This window comes from Geodermatophilus bullaregiensis, assembly GCF_016907675.1.
GTDB lineage: Bacteria > Actinomycetota > Actinomycetes > Mycobacteriales > Geodermatophilaceae > Geodermatophilus > Geodermatophilus bullaregiensis.
This window is the reverse complement of record NZ_JAFBCJ010000001.1, coordinates 403,179-418,111: the sequence shown is the minus strand read 5'-3', so window position 1 is coordinate 418,111 and position 14,933 is coordinate 403,179. Positions and strand designations below refer to the sequence as shown.

At 75.9% G+C, this 14,933-nt stretch carries 14 protein-coding genes; 10 read left to right on the top strand and 4 right to left on the bottom strand.

Going from position 1 to position 14,933, the window contains the following annotated elements; genetic code table 11:
- Positions 1 to 6: 6 nt before the first annotated feature.
- The 3 genes from JOD57_RS01870 to JOD57_RS01860 are packed head-to-tail and all read left to right on the top strand — an operon-like array spanning position 7 to position 4,701.
- Complete coding sequence (locus JOD57_RS01870; protein WP_204690356.1) at positions 7 to 2,367, top strand: hypothetical protein; 2,361 nt, start codon at positions 7 to 9, stop codon at positions 2,365 to 2,367.
- Complete coding sequence (gene pyrG, locus JOD57_RS01865; protein WP_204690355.1) at positions 2,345 to 4,099, top strand: CTP synthase; 1,755 nt, start codon at positions 2,345 to 2,347, stop codon at positions 4,097 to 4,099. Before JOD57_RS01870 ends, pyrG begins: the two co-directional genes overlap by 23 nt.
- Before the next feature lie 2 nt (positions 4,100 to 4,101).
- On the top strand, positions 4,102 to 4,701 hold the full coding sequence (locus JOD57_RS01860) for an NUDIX domain-containing protein (RefSeq protein ID WP_204690354.1): 600 nt from the start codon (positions 4,102 to 4,104) through the stop codon (positions 4,699 to 4,701).
- A 15-nt stretch (positions 4,702 to 4,716) separates the two neighbouring features.
- Here JOD57_RS01860 and JOD57_RS01855 read toward each other — a convergent pair whose 3' ends face one another.
- The gene (locus tag JOD57_RS01855; RefSeq protein ID WP_204690353.1) at positions 4,717 to 5,421 is read right to left on the bottom strand and encodes a hypothetical protein; all 705 of its coding nucleotides are present in this window, start codon (positions 5,419 to 5,421) and stop codon (positions 4,717 to 4,719) included.
- 48 nt (positions 5,422 to 5,469) lie between these two features.
- Positions 5,470 to 6,135 (bottom strand): hypothetical protein, encoded by a 666-nt coding sequence (locus tag JOD57_RS01850; protein ID WP_204690352.1) that lies wholly within the window; start codon positions 6,133 to 6,135, stop codon positions 5,470 to 5,472.
- A gap of 186 nt (positions 6,136 to 6,321) precedes the next feature.
- Here JOD57_RS01850 and ald point away from each other — a divergent pair, with 186 nt between their 5' ends.
- The 7 genes from ald to JOD57_RS01815 all read left to right on the top strand — a co-directional run bounded on the left by ald (position 6,322) and on the right by JOD57_RS01815 (position 12,822).
- Positions 6,322 to 7,437 carry an alanine dehydrogenase gene (gene ald / locus JOD57_RS01845; RefSeq protein WP_204690351.1) on the top strand — a complete coding sequence of 372 codons (1,116 nt, stop codon included), beginning with the start codon at positions 6,322 to 6,324 and terminating at the stop codon, positions 7,435 to 7,437.
- A gap of 59 nt (positions 7,438 to 7,496) precedes the next feature.
- Positions 7,497 to 8,426 carry a site-specific tyrosine recombinase XerD gene (locus tag JOD57_RS01840; RefSeq protein WP_204690350.1) on the top strand — a complete coding sequence of 310 codons (930 nt, stop codon included), beginning with the start codon at positions 7,497 to 7,499 and terminating at the stop codon, positions 8,424 to 8,426.
- Positions 8,427 to 8,625: 199 nt separating this feature from the next.
- Positions 8,626 to 9,546, top strand: coding sequence for a ParA family protein (locus tag JOD57_RS01835; RefSeq protein WP_204690349.1), 921 nt, complete (start codon positions 8,626 to 8,628; stop codon positions 9,544 to 9,546).
- A gap of 73 nt (positions 9,547 to 9,619) precedes the next feature.
- Positions 9,620 to 10,126 (top strand): hypothetical protein, encoded by a 507-nt coding sequence (locus tag JOD57_RS01830; protein WP_204690348.1) that lies wholly within the window; start codon positions 9,620 to 9,622, stop codon positions 10,124 to 10,126.
- A 61-nt stretch (positions 10,127 to 10,187) separates the two neighbouring features.
- On the top strand, positions 10,188 to 11,030 hold the full coding sequence (locus tag JOD57_RS01825; RefSeq protein ID WP_307824371.1) for a segregation and condensation protein A: 843 nt from the start codon (positions 10,188 to 10,190) through the stop codon (positions 11,028 to 11,030).
- Entirely contained in the window at positions 11,027 to 11,878 is an 852-nt protein-coding gene (gene scpB, locus JOD57_RS01820; RefSeq protein ID WP_204690347.1) for an SMC-Scp complex subunit ScpB, read from the top strand. Before JOD57_RS01825 ends, scpB begins: the two co-directional genes overlap by 4 nt.
- Positions 11,879 to 11,973: 95 nt before the next feature.
- The gene (locus JOD57_RS01815; RefSeq protein ID WP_204690346.1) at positions 11,974 to 12,822 is read left to right on the top strand and encodes a pseudouridine synthase; all 849 of its coding nucleotides are present in this window, start codon (positions 11,974 to 11,976) and stop codon (positions 12,820 to 12,822) included.
- 18 nt (positions 12,823 to 12,840) lie between these two features.
- On the opposite strand, the gene JOD57_RS01810 is transcribed toward JOD57_RS01815, so the two are convergent.
- Positions 12,841 to 13,947 (bottom strand): LacI family DNA-binding transcriptional regulator, encoded by a 1,107-nt coding sequence (locus tag JOD57_RS01810; protein WP_204690345.1) that lies wholly within the window; start codon positions 13,945 to 13,947, stop codon positions 12,841 to 12,843.
- Between the two features lie 131 nt (positions 13,948 to 14,078).
- Positions 14,079 to 14,915, bottom strand: coding sequence for a carbohydrate ABC transporter permease (locus JOD57_RS01805; protein WP_204690344.1), 837 nt, complete (start codon positions 14,913 to 14,915; stop codon positions 14,079 to 14,081).
- Between the last annotated feature and the right edge of the window lie 18 nt (positions 14,916 to 14,933).

Here is a 14,933-nt window from a genome sequence, read left to right as displayed (position 1 = left end):
GGCGCGATGAGGCGGGCGCTCGTCCTCCTGCTGGCGGTCCTGGCGGTGCTCGTGACCGGGCTGCCCGGGGCGCTCGCGGCCGAGGACGCCGCGGGGGACTGGCGCGCCGACCGGGTCCTCGTCGTCGGCGTCCCGGGGCTGCTGTGGAGCGACCTGGACCCCGAGCTCACCCCCGCGCTGTGGGAGCTGGCCGAGACCTCGCCGATGGGGGCGGTGTCGGTGCGCGCCGCCCGCTCGACCACCTGCCTGCTCGACGGCTGGGCCACCCTCGGCGCGGGCAACCGCGCGCGCTTCCCCTCACCGGACGAGACGCTGCCGCCGGTCCCGCCGCCCACCGTCCCGCTGCCCGGCGAGTCCGGCGGAACGCCGTCACCGGGGTCGGTCCCGGCCGGGCCGCCGGCCAGCCCGGAGCTGTCGTTCTGCGGCCTGCAGGAGCGGCTGGCCGACGTCGGGCTGGCCGATCCGCTCACCGCGGTGCGCGCCGTCGCCGAGGACCAGGCCACCTCCCGCTTCGGCGCGCAGCCCGCGGTCCTCGGCGAGGCGGCCGGCTGCGCCACCGTCGTCGGCCGGGCCCCGGTGGTCGCCGTCGCCGCGGCCGGTGTCGGGCTCACCCGGCAGGAGGGGCTGCCGCGGGACCCGGCCGCCGTCGCCACGCTGCTCGAGCCCTGCCCGCTGACCCTGGTCTCCCTCGACGGCCTGGTCGACGCCGGCGTCCCGGGGGAGGGCAGCGAGACCGGCACCGAGCCGCAGTCGCGCGAGGCCGCGGTGGCCGGGATCGACGAGGAGCTCGCCCGCCTGCGCGCCGCGGTGGCCGCGCTGCCCGGCGACACGCTGCTGCTCGTCCAGGGCGTGTCGGAGGTCAACGACGGGCGCCCGCAGCTGCACGTGGGTCTCGCGTCGGGCCCCGGCTTCACCGGCCCGGGCTGGCTCACCTCGGCCAGCACCGGCCGGGCGCCCTACACCCAGCTCATCGACGTCGCCCCGACCGTGCTGCGGGCGCTGGGCCTCGAGCGGCCGGCGTCGGTCAACGGGCAGCCGCTGACCGTCACCGGCGAGCACCCGGGCACCGCCGAGGCCGTCGCCGTCCTGGAGCGCGCCAACACCGCCGCGGTCACCCACCACCGCAGCGCCGGGACGTTCTTCGCCGCGCTGGTCGCCGTCGACGCCGCGGTCGTCGTGCTCGGCCTGCTGGTGCTCGGCGTGCGCCGCGACGCCCGGCCGCGCGCCCGCCTGCGCCCGCTGCTGGAGCTGGCCGCCCTCGGCGCCGCCGCGCTGCCCGTGGGCACCTACCTGGCCGGGCTGCTGCCGTGGGAGCGCGCCGGGTCACCGCGCCTCGCGCTGGCCGGCGCGGTGCTGCTGGCCAACGCCGCCGTGGTCGCCCTCGCCGCCCTGGGTCCCTGGCGGCGCCGCCGGCCGGGGCCGCTGCTCGCCGTCCTCGCCGTCACCGCGGCGACGCTGCTCGGGGACGTGCTCACCGGCTCGTCGCTGGAGCTGAACGGCCTGCTCGGCTACGACCCGATCGTCGCCGGGCGGTTCACCGGCTTCGGCAACCTCTCCTCGGGCCTGCTCGCCGGGAGCGCGCTGCTGCTCACCGCCGCGCTCGCCACGGCCGCGGGACGGCGCGCGGGCAGGGGACGCGACGACGGCGGACGGCGGCGGCGCCGCGTCACCGGGGCCGTCGTCCTCGCCGCGGGACTGCTCACCGTCGTCCTGGTCGGCGCGCCGGGCCTGGGCCGCGACTTCGGCGGTGTGCTCGCCCTGCTGCCTGGCTTCCTGCTGCTGGCCATGCTGCTCACCGGCGTGCGGGTGACGGCGGTGCGGCTGGGCGCGGTGCTCGCCGCCGGCGTGCTCGCGGTGGGCACGCTGGCCGTCCTGGACTGGCTGCGGCCGGCCGACGAGCGCACCCACCTCGGCCGGTTCGTCGAGCAGGTGCTCACCGGCGAGGCGTGGACGGTGGTCAGCCGCAAGGCGCAGGCCAACGTCGACATCCTCCTGGGCAGCGCGCTGTCGTGGGTGCTGCCGGTGGCGCTGGTCGCCGCCGTCTGGCTGGTCCGCCGCCGCGGCCCGCGCGGCACCGGGCCCGGGCTGCTGCGCCTCGGCGGTTCGGGGCTGCGGCCGGCCGACACCGCGGTGCTGCGCGCCGGGCTGCTGGCCACCGCGCTGAGCCTGGTGCTGGGCGCGGCGGTCAACGACTCCGGCGTGGCGCTGCCGGCCACCGCCGCGGCCCTGCTGGTGCCGCTGCTGGTGGCCATGGCCGCCCGGGCGCCGCGGGCGGCGGGGAGTGACGCAGACGTCCCCGGCGGCGGGCCGGGGGAGGGCGAGGACCGTGTTACGGTCGTCTCCCGTGGGTCGACCTGGAACACGTGATCAGTCCGCCTCGAGTCGCCTCCTCCACAACTCCCAGCCGACGAAGTTCGTCTTCGTCACCGGTGGGGTCGTCTCCTCCCTCGGCAAGGGCCTGACGGCCAGCTCGCTCGGTGCGCTGCTGTCCGGCCGCGGCCTGCGGGTGACCATGCAGAAGCTGGACCCGTACCTCAACGTCGACCCCGGGACGATGAACCCGTTCCAGCACGGCGAGGTCTTCGTGACCGAGGACGGCGCCGAGACCGACCTGGACATCGGTCACTACGAGCGCTTCCTCGACACCGACCTGACCGGGCGGTCGAACGTCACCACCGGGCAGGTCTACTCCGACGTGATCGCCAAGGAGCGGCGCGGGGAGTACCTGGGCGACACCGTGCAGGTCATCCCGCACATCACCAACGAGATCAAGGCCCGCATCCTGGCCGCGGCCGAGGCCGGCACCGACGACGACGAGTCCGTCGACGTGGTCATCACCGAGATCGGCGGCACGGTCGGCGACATCGAGTCGCTGCCCTTCCTGGAGGCCGCCCGGCAGGTGCGCCACGAGATCGGCCGCGACAACGTCTTCTTCCTGCACATCTCGCTGGTGCCCTACATCGCCCCCTCGGGCGAGCTGAAGACCAAGCCGACCCAGCACTCGGTGGCCGCGCTGCGCAACATCGGCATCCAGCCCGACGCGCTGGTCTGCCGGGCCGACCGCGAGATCGGCACCTCGCTCAAGCGCAAGATCAGCCTGATGTGCGACGTCGACAACGAGGGCGTCATCGCCTGCCCCGACGCGCCGTCCATCTACGACATCCCCAAGGTGCTGCACCGCGAGGGCCTCGACGCCTACGTCGTCCGCCGGCTGGGCCTGCCCTTCCGCGACGTGGACTGGACCGTGTGGGGCGACCTGCTCGACCGGGTGCACAGCCCGAAGCAGACGGTGACGATCGCGCTCGTCGGCAAGTACGTCGACCTGCCCGACGCCTACCTGTCGGTCAGCGAGGCGCTGCGCGCCGGCGGGTTCGCCCACCGCAGCCGGGTGCAGATCCGCTGGGTGCCGTCGGACGACTGCCGGACCCCCGAGGGTGCGGCGCACGCGCTCGGCGACGTCGACGGCGTCTGCGTGCCCGGCGGGTTCGGCGTCCGCGGCATCGAGGGCAAGCTCGGCGCCATCCGCTACGCCCGCACCAACGGCATCCCCACGCTCGGGCTGTGCCTGGGCCTGCAGTGCATGGTCATCGAGTACGCCCGGAACGTGACGGGCCTGGAGCGGGCCAACTCCGCCGAGTTCGACCCCGACACCACCGACCCCGTCATCGCCACCATGGCCACCCAGGTCGACGTCATCGCCGGCGAGCGCGGCATGGGCGGCACCATGCGGCTGGGCAGCTACCCGGCGGCGCTGCAGCGGGGCTCGGTCGTGGCGGCGGCCTACGGCTCGACGGAGATCACCGAGCGGCACCGGCACCGCTACGAGGTGGCCAACGCCTACCGCGAGCGCCTCGGCGAGGCCGGCCTGGTGTTCAGCGGCACCTCGCCCGACGGGCTGCTGGTCGAGTTCGCCGAGCTGCCGCGCGAGGTGCACCCGTTCTTCGTGGGCACCCAGGCCCACCCGGAGCTCAAGAGCCGCCCCACCCGGCCGCACCCGCTGTTCGCCGCGTTCGTGCAGGCCGCGATCGAGCGGCAGGAGTCCGCGCGGCTGCCCGTGCCGGTCGACGTCGACGCCGAGGCCGAGAAGGTCGGGATCTGACGATGAGCGAGCCGGCCGCCGACGGCGACTACCGGGTGCTGGGCACCGAGACCGTCTACGAGGGCCGGGTCATCACCCTGGTCCGCGACACCGTGGCCATGCCCGGGGGCGGCGACAGCGTCCGCGAGGTGGTCCGCCACCCGGGCGCGGTCGCCGTCGTCGCCCTGACCGACGACGGCGACGTCGTCCTGCTGCGGCAGTACCGGCACCCGGTCGGCGGGTACCTCTGGGAGCTGCCCGCCGGCCTGCGCGACGCCGACGGCGAGGCGCCGCTGCTCACCGCGCAGCGCGAGCTGGCCGAGGAGGTGCGCATGGCCGCGGAGCGCTGGTCGCTGCTCACCACCACCTACAGCACGCCGGGCTTCTGCGACGAGCAGGTGCTGGTCTACCTGGCCGAGGGGCTGTCCGACGTCGACCGGCCCGAGGGCTTCACCGTCGAGCACGAGGAGCTCGACATGACGGTGGAGACGGTGCCGCTGGCCGAGGCGGTGCAGCGGGTGTTCGACGGCGCGATCCGCAACTCCGCCGCCGTCGTCGGCCTGCTCGCCGCCGCCCAGCACCGCGCGTCGGGCACGCGGCTGCGCCCCGTCGACGCCACCTGAGGCCCCCGGCCGGCCTCACCCGATGACGACGGGGGAGGACCAGCCCACCTGCACGTACCCGGCGACGCCGGTGGCGGCGTCGAGCACGAGCTCCTCGAGCCAGAAGACGTAGGGCGCGCCGGACGTCAGCCCGGCCAGCGTCAGCCTCACCTCGCCGCAGTCGGCGCGCTGGGCGGCGGTGGCCTGCGGCGGCGGGGACTGCTCACCGGCCACCAGCTGCTGGCTGACCGCCGTCACCCGGTAGCCCTGCACCTCCTCGTGCCCGTCGGCCTGCCAGCTCACCGTCGCCGAGCCCGCGCCCGGCGCCACGCCCGGCGGGATCTGCCGCGGGTTGCCGTAGCCGCCGCAGACGGCCGGCGGCGGCGTGGTCTCCAGCGGCTCCCCGCGCGGCACCAGCGGGGTGGGCAGCTCCACCTGCAGCCGGCGCGGCGCCGGGACGGCGAGCACCGGGGTGTCGACCACCGGGTCGGGCACGCCGGTCCAGACCTCCGGCGACCCGACCACCGGGGCCGGCTCGGGCCCGTCGGCGGTGCCGGCGTTGCGGAACGGCGCCCACGAGGCGCTCACCTGCGCGGCGATCTCCGTGGCCGGCGCCGACAGCGCCACCAGGCCGACCGCCGTCCCCACCAGCAGCCGCCCGGCGACCCCGCCGGCCCGCGCCCCGCGGCGCGCGCGCGTGCCCCGGCGACGCCGTGCCGCGTCGCGTCCCGTCCGTCCCACGCCCACCTCCCGCATCGGTGGAGGACATCGGCACCGGGGGCGGCCGGGTCAACCCGAGATCGGCGGCGCCGTCGCACCCGACCCCCGGGCACCGGCCCCGGCGGCGTCGGGCGCGGGCAGCCGCAGGCCGAGCCGGCCCGCCTCCAGCGCGGCCAGTGCCCGCACCGCCGCGGGGTCGCCGGCCCGCCAGGCCGCGCCCGTCCCGGGCGGCAGCGCGGCCAGCCGCGGCAGGGGTGCGGTGGCGACCGCGCGCGCGGCCAGCAGCTCCAGGTCCGCCGGCCGGCCGCTCATCCGGGACACCACGGACGCCTCGCGCACCCAGCGCAGCCGCCACGGCAGCCAGCGCGCCAGCAGCCAGCCGACCGGCAGGACGACGAGGACGACGGCCAGCACGACGGCCAGCGTGGCGACGGCGTCCTGCGCGGACTGCCCGGCACCGCTCACCGAGCTCCCGGCCTCGCCCAGCGCCTCGAACGGCGCGGACAGCTCGTCGCCGACCACGGGCACGTCCTCGGCCGCCGAGGCCGCCGAGCCCATGCTGTCGGCCACCGAGCTCCCGAGGTCCTCCACCGCGCGGCCGGGTCCGGCCAGCACCAGCACCGCGCCGTGCACCACCCGCGCGACCAGCACCCACAGCACCGCCCACGCGAGCAGCCCGGCGTCGGCCAGGAGCTGGACCAGCCGGCGGTCGGGGCGGGAGGCGTAGAGGCGCATCGCGGGTGTCCTCCGGACGGATGAGGGAACGCGGACCTGCGCCATCGTCGGCGCTGTGCCGGGGTGCGGCAGCCCGGGTGCTGGCTAGGCTCCGGCCGGGTCGCCCCACCGGGTGGCCCAGGACACGAACCCACAGCGGGCGCGGACCGACGACCTCGGTCCGGCCGAGGGGACAGGAGCGGGTCGATGCAGGTCGGGGTGCCCCGAGAGGTCAAGAACAGGGAGTACCGGGTGGCGCTGACCCCGGCCGGGGTCACGGAGCTGACCCGGGCGGGGCACACGGTGCTCGTCGAGCAGGGCGCGGGGGAGGGCTCGTCCATCCCGGACGCCGACTTCGCCGCCGCCGGCGCGCGGATCGTCGCCGACGCCGACGACGTGTGGGCCGACGCCGACCTGCTGCTCAAGGTCAAGGAGCCGGTCGAGGAGGAGTACGGGCGGCTGCGCGCCGGGCAGACGCTGTTCACCTACCTGCACCTGGCCGCCTCGCGGGCCTGCACCGAGGCGCTGCTCGCCTCGGGCACCACGGCGATCGCCTACGAGACCGTGCAGACGGCGAACGGCGCCCTGCCGCTGCTGGCGCCGATGAGCGAGGTCGCCGGGCGGATGGCGCCGCAGGTCGGCGCGCACAGCCTGGAGCGCGCGCACGGCGGCCGCGGGGTGCTGCTCGGCGGGGTGTCGGGCGTCTACGCGGCGAAGGTCGTCGTCCTCGGCGCCGGGGTGTCGGGCATGAACGCCGCCGCCATCGCCCTGGGCATGCAGGCCGAGGTCGTCGTCCTCGACCGAGACGTGGACAAGCTGCGCGCCGCCGACCGGATCTACCAGGGCCACCTGCAGACCGTCGCGTCCAACTCCTACGAGGTCGAGCGCGCGGTGCTCGACGCCGACCTGGTCATCGGCGCGGTGCTGGTGCCGGGCGCGAAGGCACCCACGCTGGTGGGCAACGACCTGGTGAAGCGGATGAAGCCCGGGTCGGTGCTCGTCGACATCGCCGTCGACCAGGGCGGCTGCTTCGAGGACAGCCGGCCCACGACACACGACGAGCCGACCTTCCGCGTGCACGAGTCGGTGTTCTACTGCGTGGCGAACATGCCCGGTGCCGTCCCGAACACCTCGACGCACGCCCTGACCAACGTGACGCTGCCCTACGTCATGGCCCTGGCCGACCGGGGGACGCGGCCGGCGGTCACCGCCGACCCCGCGCTGGCGCACGGGGTCAACGTCGTCGCGGGGCAGGTCGTGCTGGCGGAGGTCGCCGAGGCGCACGGGATGAGCGCCGTGCCGTGGGAGGAGGTCCTGTCCTGACGACAGCGACGGGAGCTCCGCGCTCCGCGGCGGCGCCGGCCGGGCCGGACGTGGAGCGGGTGGTCACCGGCTACCTCGACCACCTCGCCGTCGAGCGCGGCCTGGCCGCCAACACCATCTCCTCCTACCGCCGCGACCTGCGCCGGTACGCGCGGTTCCTCGCCGACGGCGGGGTGCGGGGGCTCGGGGAGGTGGCCGAGAGCGACGTCTCCGGCTTCCTCGCCGCGCTGCGGGCCGGCGACGACGAGCACCCGCCGCTGTCGCCGACCTCGGCGGCGCGCGCGGTGGTCGCCGTCCGCGGGCTGCACCGCTTCGCGCTGCTCGACGGGCTGGTGCCCGGTGACGTCGCCGCCGAGGTCCGCCCGCCCTCACCGGCCCGCCGGCTGCCCAAGGCGATCCCGGTCGAGGCGGTGGTCGCGCTGATCGAGGCCGCCGGCTCGCTCGAGGGCCCGCGCGGGCTGCGCGACCGGGCGCTGCTGGAGGTCCTCTACGGCACCGGCGCGCGCATCTCCGAGGCCGTGGGACTGGCCGTCGACGACCTCGACCGCGGCCAGGCGGTGGTGCGGCTGGCCGGCAAGGGCGGCAAGGAGCGGATCGTGCCGGTCGGCAGCTACGCCCTGCGCGCGGTCGAGGAGTACCTGGTCCGCGCGCGGCCCGCGCTGGCCGCGGCGGGGAGGGGCGGCGTCCGCGGCGGCCGGCTGTTCCTCAACGCCCGCGGCGGTCCGCTGTCGCGGCAGAGCGCCTGGGCGATCCTGCGGACGGCGGCCGAGCGGGCCGGGGGAGCGGCGGGCCTCACCGCCGACCACGTCTCGCCGCACACGCTGCGGCACTCCTTCGCCACCCACCTGCTCGACGGCGGCGCCGACGTCCGTGTGGTGCAGGAGCTGCTCGGCCACGCCTCGGTGACCACGACGCAGGTCTACACGCTGGTCACCGTCGACAAGCTGCGGGAGGTCTACGCCAGCAGCCACCCGCGGGCCCTCAGCTGACGACGGCGGGCTGCCGCGGCTGGCACTTCTCGCCCACGGCATCCGGATGTCCGGTCGGGGCAACGGCAACACTCGCCAGACTCGGCGTGTCCTCCCGCGACCTGCGCGGCGACCTCCCTACCGTCTGTGACGACCCCAGCGGACAGGACGGCTGCCCGCGGCCGGCACCGCCGGCAGGGCAGCGGAGGAAGGGCGACTCATGGCGATCCGAGGAGACGCGGCCGGTCAGGCCCTCGCGCTCCCGGCCGAGAGCGGCAGCGTGACGGGCACGGAGATGGGTGCCGCCGCATCGCGGCTGGACCCGGCCCGCGCGCGGCAGCGCCGGCTCCCGGAGCCGCCGCCCCTCGAGCGGCACGGCCCCGCGCAGGTCATCGCGATGTGCAACCAGAAGGGCGGCGTCGGCAAGACGACGTCGACGATCAACCTGGGCGCCGCGCTGGTCGAGTACGGCCGCCGCGTGCTGCTGGTCGACCTCGACCCGCAGGGCGCGCTGTCGGTGGGCCTCGGCGTGCCGGCCCAGCAGCTCGAGCGCACCGTCTACAACGCCCTCATGGAGCGGCACACCACGCTGGCCGACGTCCGCGTGGGCACCGACGTGCCCGGCCTGGACCTGGTGCCCAGCAACATCGACCTGTCCGCCGCCGAGGTGCAGCTGGTCAGCGAGGTCGCCCGCGAGCAGACCCTGCTGCGCGCGCTGGACTCCGTGCGCGACGAGTACGACTACGTCCTCATCGACTGCCAGCCCTCGCTGGGCCTGCTGACGGTCAACGCGCTCACCGCCGCGCACGGCGTGATGATCCCGCTGGAGTGCGAGTTCTTCTCGCTGCGCGGGGTGGCGCTGCTGGTCGACACGATCGACAAGGTCAAGGAGCGGCTCAACCCCGAGCTGGAGATCTCCGGCATCCTCGCCACGATGTACGACTCGCGGACCGTGCACTGCCGCGAGGTGTTCAGCCGGGTGGTCGAGGCCTTCGGCGACACCGTGTTCCAGACGGTCATCCACCGCACCGTGCGCTTCCCGGAGACCACCGTCGCCGGCCAGCCCATCACCACCTGGGCGCCGACCTCCTCGGGCGCGGCCGCCTACCGCGACCTGGCCAAGGAGGTCATCGCACTGTGACCGAGCTCGCGAGGTCACCGATGGGAACCGGACGTCGCGGAGCGCGTCCGACGAGCGCCGGCGAGGAGGTCGCGTGACCCGCCGTCCCGTGCTCCCGGGTGCGGCGGAGCTGTTCCGGCGCACCGACACCCCGCCGGCGGCGGAGGTCACCGAGCTGCCGAACCTGGCCTCGGCCACCACCTCCTCCGCGCTGCGGGGCTCGGCCCGGCGCGCCGCCGAGCCGACGGCCGAGGAGCCCGCCCCGACCGGCCTGACCCTGGTCCCCGGCGGCGCGCAGGGCGACCCGCTGGCCGCCTACCGCGCTCCCGCCGCGCCGCCGCCGTCCGCGCCCGGGGCCCGCACGCGCGGCAAGGCCGCCCGCCCGCCCGGCGGCGCCCGCACCCGGCACGACGAGAAGATCACCGTCTACATCTCCGCGGAGGAGCTGCTGGCGCTGGAGAGCGCGCGGCTGTCGCTGCGCGCCGAGCACGGCGTGGCCGCCGACCGCGGCCGGATCGTGCGCGAGGCGATCGCGGTGCTGCTGGCCGACCTGGCCGACCACGGTGACACCTCGGTGCTCGTCCGCCGGCTGCGCGGCTGAGGCGCGCCTCTCGCGCGTGGATGGCGGGATCTGTCGGGGGCCGGCCGTAGCCTTGCGGTCCGTGAGCGGTGAGGGACGGGCGGTGGCAACGGCGGAGCGTGTCGCCGACGACGCGCCGCCGAGCCGGTTCACCGTCCACCTCACCAACTTCGAGGGCCCGTTCGACCTGCTGCTGCAGCTGATCGGCCGGCACCAGCTCGACGTCACCGAGATCGCCCTGTCGGTGGTCACCGACGAGTTCATCGCCCACCTGCGGGCGATGGGCGACGAGCTCGACCTCGACCAGGCCAGCGAGTTCCTCGTCGTCGCCTCCACCCTGCTCGACCTCAAGGCCGCCCGGCTGCTGCCGGCCGCCGAGATCGAGGACGAGGACGACCTCGAGCTGCTCGAGGCCCGCGACCTGCTCTTCGCCCGGCTGCTGCAGTACCGCGCCTACAAGCAGGCCGCGGCCTTCCTGCGTGAGCGCGAGGCCGGCGCCGTCCGCCGCCACGCCCGCGAGGTCCCGCTCGAGCCGCGCTTCGCCGAGCTGCTGCCCGAGGTGCTGCTCGGTGTGACGCCCGAGCGCTTCGCCGCCGTGGCCGCGAAGGCGCTGGCACCCAAGGAGCCGCCGACGGTCGGCGTCGCGCACCTGCACGCCCCGCCGGTGAGCGTGGCCGAGCAGCTGCTCGCCGTCCGCGGCGCCCTGGTCGGAGCCGGCACGCTGACCTTCCGCGCGCTGACCGGCGACTGCGCGACGACGATGGAGGTCGTCGCCCGTTTCCTCGCGCTGCTCGAGCTCTACCGGCAGCAGCGCGTCGTCTTCACGCAGCTGACGCCGCTCGGGGAGCTGCACGTGCGCTGGACCGGCCCCTCCGCCGTCCCCGCCGTCGCCGGACTCGGGGACGACGACCGGGAGGCGTCGTGACCGGCCCGGAGACCTCCCCGGACGACGAGCGGGCCCCGATCTCGTGGGAGACGCTGGCCGCCGAGCTGGCGGCCACCCGCGAGGAGACGGTGGGGCGTCCCGACGCCGACCCGACGGTCTGGGACGCCGTCGCCGCGGAGCTCGCCGCCCGCGTGGCCGAACGGCCGCCCCCGCCGGACGCCGGGCCGGCGCCGCTGCCGGAGGAGCCCGAGCCGCCGGCCGCCGCGGCCGGGCCGCGGCCGGAGCCCGAGCCGGAGGCGCTGTTCGAGCTGCCGGCCCCGCCGGAGCCCGAGCCAGACCCGGCCGAGCTGCGCGGCGGGCTGGAGGCGCTGCTGTTCGTCGCCGACGGCCCGGTCGACGAGGTCACGCTGGCCGACGCCCTGCGCTGCCCGCCCGGCCGGGTGCGCGCGGCGCTGACCGGCCTCGCCGCCGACTACGACGCCCGCCGCGCCGGCATCACGCTGCGCCGGGTCGGGGACGGGTGGCGGCTCTACACCCGCGAGGAGTTCGCCCCCGTCGTCGAGCGGCACCTCGCCGACGGCCAGCGCACCCGCCTCACCCAGGCCGCGCTGGAGACCCTCGCCGTCATCGCCTACCGCCAGCCGGTGACCCGCGCGCGGGTGTCGGCGATCCGCGGGGTCGGCGTCGACGGCGTCATGCGCACCCTGCTCGCCCGCGGGCTGGTGGCCGAGGTGGGCACCGACCCCGACAGCGGCGGCGGGCTGTACGGCACGACGCCGCTGTTCCTCGAGCGGCTCGGCCTGACCGGCCTCGACGAGCTGCCGCCGCTGGCGCCGCTGCTGCCCGACGCGGCCGGCGTCGCCGCCGAGTCCTTCCCGGAGGGGTGAGCGCGACCGGGGCGGGACGGCGGGCCGGGGACACCGCTGGTCCCGGCGTCGCAGCGCCGTCCGTCCCGGGCCGGCGGGGTGGGAGACTGGACGCGATGACCACCGCACCGCACCCCGACGAGCTCCCCGGCACCCCAGGCGGTGAGGGCTGGTCGGAGGACATGGACCTCGCCCCGGCCCACCCCGCCGACCGCGGGACCGCCGCCACGCCCGCGGAGCGTGAGGGGGAGCGGCTGCAGAAGGTGCTCGCCCGCGCCGGCGTCGGCTCCCGCCGCGTCTGCGAGGAGATGATCGACCGCGGCCGGATCAGCGTGAACGGCAGGACCGTGGCGGTCCAGGGCATGCGGGTCGACCCGGCCACCGACAAGATCGCCGTCGACGGGCGGCGGATCGAGCTGCGCGACGACCGCGTCACCTACGCGATCAACAAGCCCCCCGGCGTGCTCACCGCGATGAGCGACGACCGCGACCGGCCCACGATCGGCGACATGGTCGGCGACCTCGCGCCCGGGCTGGTGCACGTCGGCCGGCTCGACCAGGACACCGAGGGCCTGCTGCTGGTCACCAACGACGGCGAGCTGGCCCACCGGCTGGCCCACCCCTCCTACGGGGTCAAGAAGACCTACCTGGCGCAGGTGTCGGGCTCGGTGTCCCGCGAGGTGCACCGCCGGCTGCGCGCGGGCATCGAGCTCGAGGACGGCCCGGTCAAGGTCGACTCCTTCAAGGTCGTCGACACCCACGCGGGGCAGTCGGTGGTCGAGGTCGTGCTGCACGAGGGCCGCAAGCACATCGTGCGCCGGCTGCTGGCCGCCGTCGGCCTGCCGGTGTCGCGGCTGACCCGCACCGCCGTCGGCCCCGTGCAGCTGCAGCGGATGCGCAGCGGCTCGATCCGCCGGCTGACCCGGCAGGAGGTCGGGGCGCTCGAGGAGCTCGTCGGCCTCTGAAGGAGGACCCCGGCTCGGTCAGGACGCCTGCCCCGGCGGGGCGGTGGACGCCCGCAGGACGAAGGAGGTCGTCAGCGTGCGGTGCTGATCGGGGACCTCTCCGTCGGAGATGAGGGCCAGGAGCATCTCCGCGGCCTCCTTGCCCATCCGCCGGATCGGCTGCTGCACCGTGGTCAGCGGGGGCTCGGCGAGCGCGGACTCCGGGATGTTGTCGAAGCCCACGACCGAGAGCTGCCGCGGCACGTCGAGGCCGAGCTCGGTCGCGACCTCCAGGGTCGCCAGCGCCGAGAGGTCGTTGGCCGCGAAGACCGCGGTCGGCGGCTCGGGGTGCGAGAGCAGCTCGCGCGCCGCCTCGCGTGCCATCTCCGGATCGAAGCCGCCGGACCGCACCAGCGTCTCGTCCACGGGCAGTCCCGCCGCCACCAGCGCATCGCGGTAGCCCTGCTCGCGCTGCTGCGCGGACAGCAGGTCCGACCGTCCGGTGATCATGCCGATCCGGGTGTGCCCGGACGCGAGCAGGTGCTCCACGCCGACCCGGGCGCCCTGGAGGTTGTCCGCGGTCACCGAGGGCAGCCGCGACGGACCGGTGTGCGGATCGACCGCCACCACCGGTCCGTCGGCCTGCACGTCCGTCACGGTCGGCGTGACGAGCACGGCACCGTCGACGAGGGTCGCCATCAACCGGGTCAGCGAGCGGCGCTCCCACCCCACGTGCGCCTCGACGTGCCCGCCGGCGGAGTAGGCGATCAGTTCGTAGCCGGAGCCGTGGACGGCGTCGGCCACCCCCTTGAGGACCTCGGTGCTGAAGGGCTCGAAGTCCATGACGAGGACGCCGATGACGTTGGTGCGACGGTTGCGCAGGCTGCGCGCGACGAGGCTCGCCTCGTAGCCGAGCCGGTCGATGACCTGGGTGACGTGGCCGACGGTCTCGGCGGACACGCCGTACCGCCCGTTGATGACCTTCGACACGGTGGAGATCGAGACGCCGGCCTCCGCGGCCACCTGCTGCATCGTCACCCGGCCACGGAGGGACGGCACGGGAGGCTGCCCGTCGGGGGTCCCGTCGCCCGGACCCACGAGCAGGCCGGGGACGACGGCGTCGTCTCTCGGGGCGTCCAGTTCCATGGGTCAACCTCTTCTCGGTCGGGCCCTCGGTGGTCAGAGTGCCAGGGGAGGGGGCGGCGCTGTCCAGGACATCGGCGACGGAGGGCCCGGGCTGGAGCCGGTCCGCACGGCTCCGGGCGCGGGAGCCCGGCTCAGCCCTTGACCGCCCCCTGGAGCCCGCCCACGATGCGCCGCTGCATGGCCAGGAACAGCACCAGCGCCGGGATCATCGCGATGGTCGTGAACGCCAGCACCCCCGCGGTGTCGGCCGAGTGCTCGGTCGAGAAGTCCGCCACGCCCAGCGGCAGGGTGCGCATCTCGCCCTGGAGCAGGAGCAGCGGGAGGAGGTAGGCGTTCCAGGACGCGACGAAGGCGAGGACGCCGACCGTGACCAGCCCGGGCATCGACAGGGGCAGCGCGATCCGCCAGAAGATGCCGATCCGGGAGGCGCCGTCGATCATGGCCGCCTCCTCGACCTCCTTGGGCAGCGCCATCAGGAAGGGCCGCAGGATCACGACCGTCGTCGGCAGCGCGAACGCCGCCTGTGGCAGTGCGACCCCCCACCAGGTGTTGCCGAGCTGCAGGTCGCGCGTCACGAGGATGAACAGCGGGACGATCGCCACGGCCGCCGGGAAGAGCAGCCCCAGGACGAACACCAGGAACAGCGGTTCCCGGAACCTGAACTGGTAGCGCGCCAGGGGGTAGGCGGCCATCACGCCCGCGAGCACCGCCACCGCCGTGGTGATGAGGGCGATGGCCGTCGAGTTCAGCGCGTACTGCCAGAAGTCCGGGTTGCCGAGGACGCCCTCGTAGTTCCGCAGCAGCCACGGGTCGGGGAGCGCGGCGGGGTCGCGCGCCAGCTGCTCGTTGCTGCGGAAGCCGCCGAGCGCGCCGTAGAGCACCGGCCCCAGCGTGAGCGCGACGACCGCGAGCGCCACCAGGTAGACCAGCGGGCCACCCCGCCCGTACGTCATCGCCCGTCGGGCCATCACCGGGCCCTCCTCTCG

Excerpts from the sequence above, each read along its gene's own strand:
- JOD57_RS01815 (WP_204690346.1), top strand. The coding sequence starts at position 11,974 with ATGACCACCGCACCGCACCCCGACGAGCTCCCCGGCACCCCAGGCGGT.
- JOD57_RS01860 (WP_204690354.1), top strand. The coding sequence starts at position 4,102 with ATGAGCGAGCCGGCCGCCGACGGCGACTACCGGGTGCTGGGCACCGAG.
- JOD57_RS01850 (WP_204690352.1), bottom strand. The coding sequence starts at position 6,135 with ATGCGCCTCTACGCCTCCCGCCCCGACCGCCGGCTGGTCCAGCTCCTG.
- ald (WP_204690351.1), top strand. The coding sequence starts at position 6,322 with ATGCAGGTCGGGGTGCCCCGAGAGGTCAAGAACAGGGAGTACCGGGTG.
- JOD57_RS01870 (WP_204690356.1), top strand. The coding sequence starts at position 7 with ATGAGGCGGGCGCTCGTCCTCCTGCTGGCGGTCCTGGCGGTGCTCGTG.
- JOD57_RS01835 (WP_204690349.1), top strand. The coding sequence starts at position 8,626 with ATGGCGATCCGAGGAGACGCGGCCGGTCAGGCCCTCGCGCTCCCGGCC.
- JOD57_RS01805 (WP_204690344.1), bottom strand. The coding sequence starts at position 14,915 with ATGGCCCGACGGGCGATGACGTACGGGCGGGGTGGCCCGCTGGTCTAC.
- JOD57_RS01810 (WP_204690345.1), bottom strand. The coding sequence starts at position 13,947 with ATGGAACTGGACGCCCCGAGAGACGACGCCGTCGTCCCCGGCCTGCTC.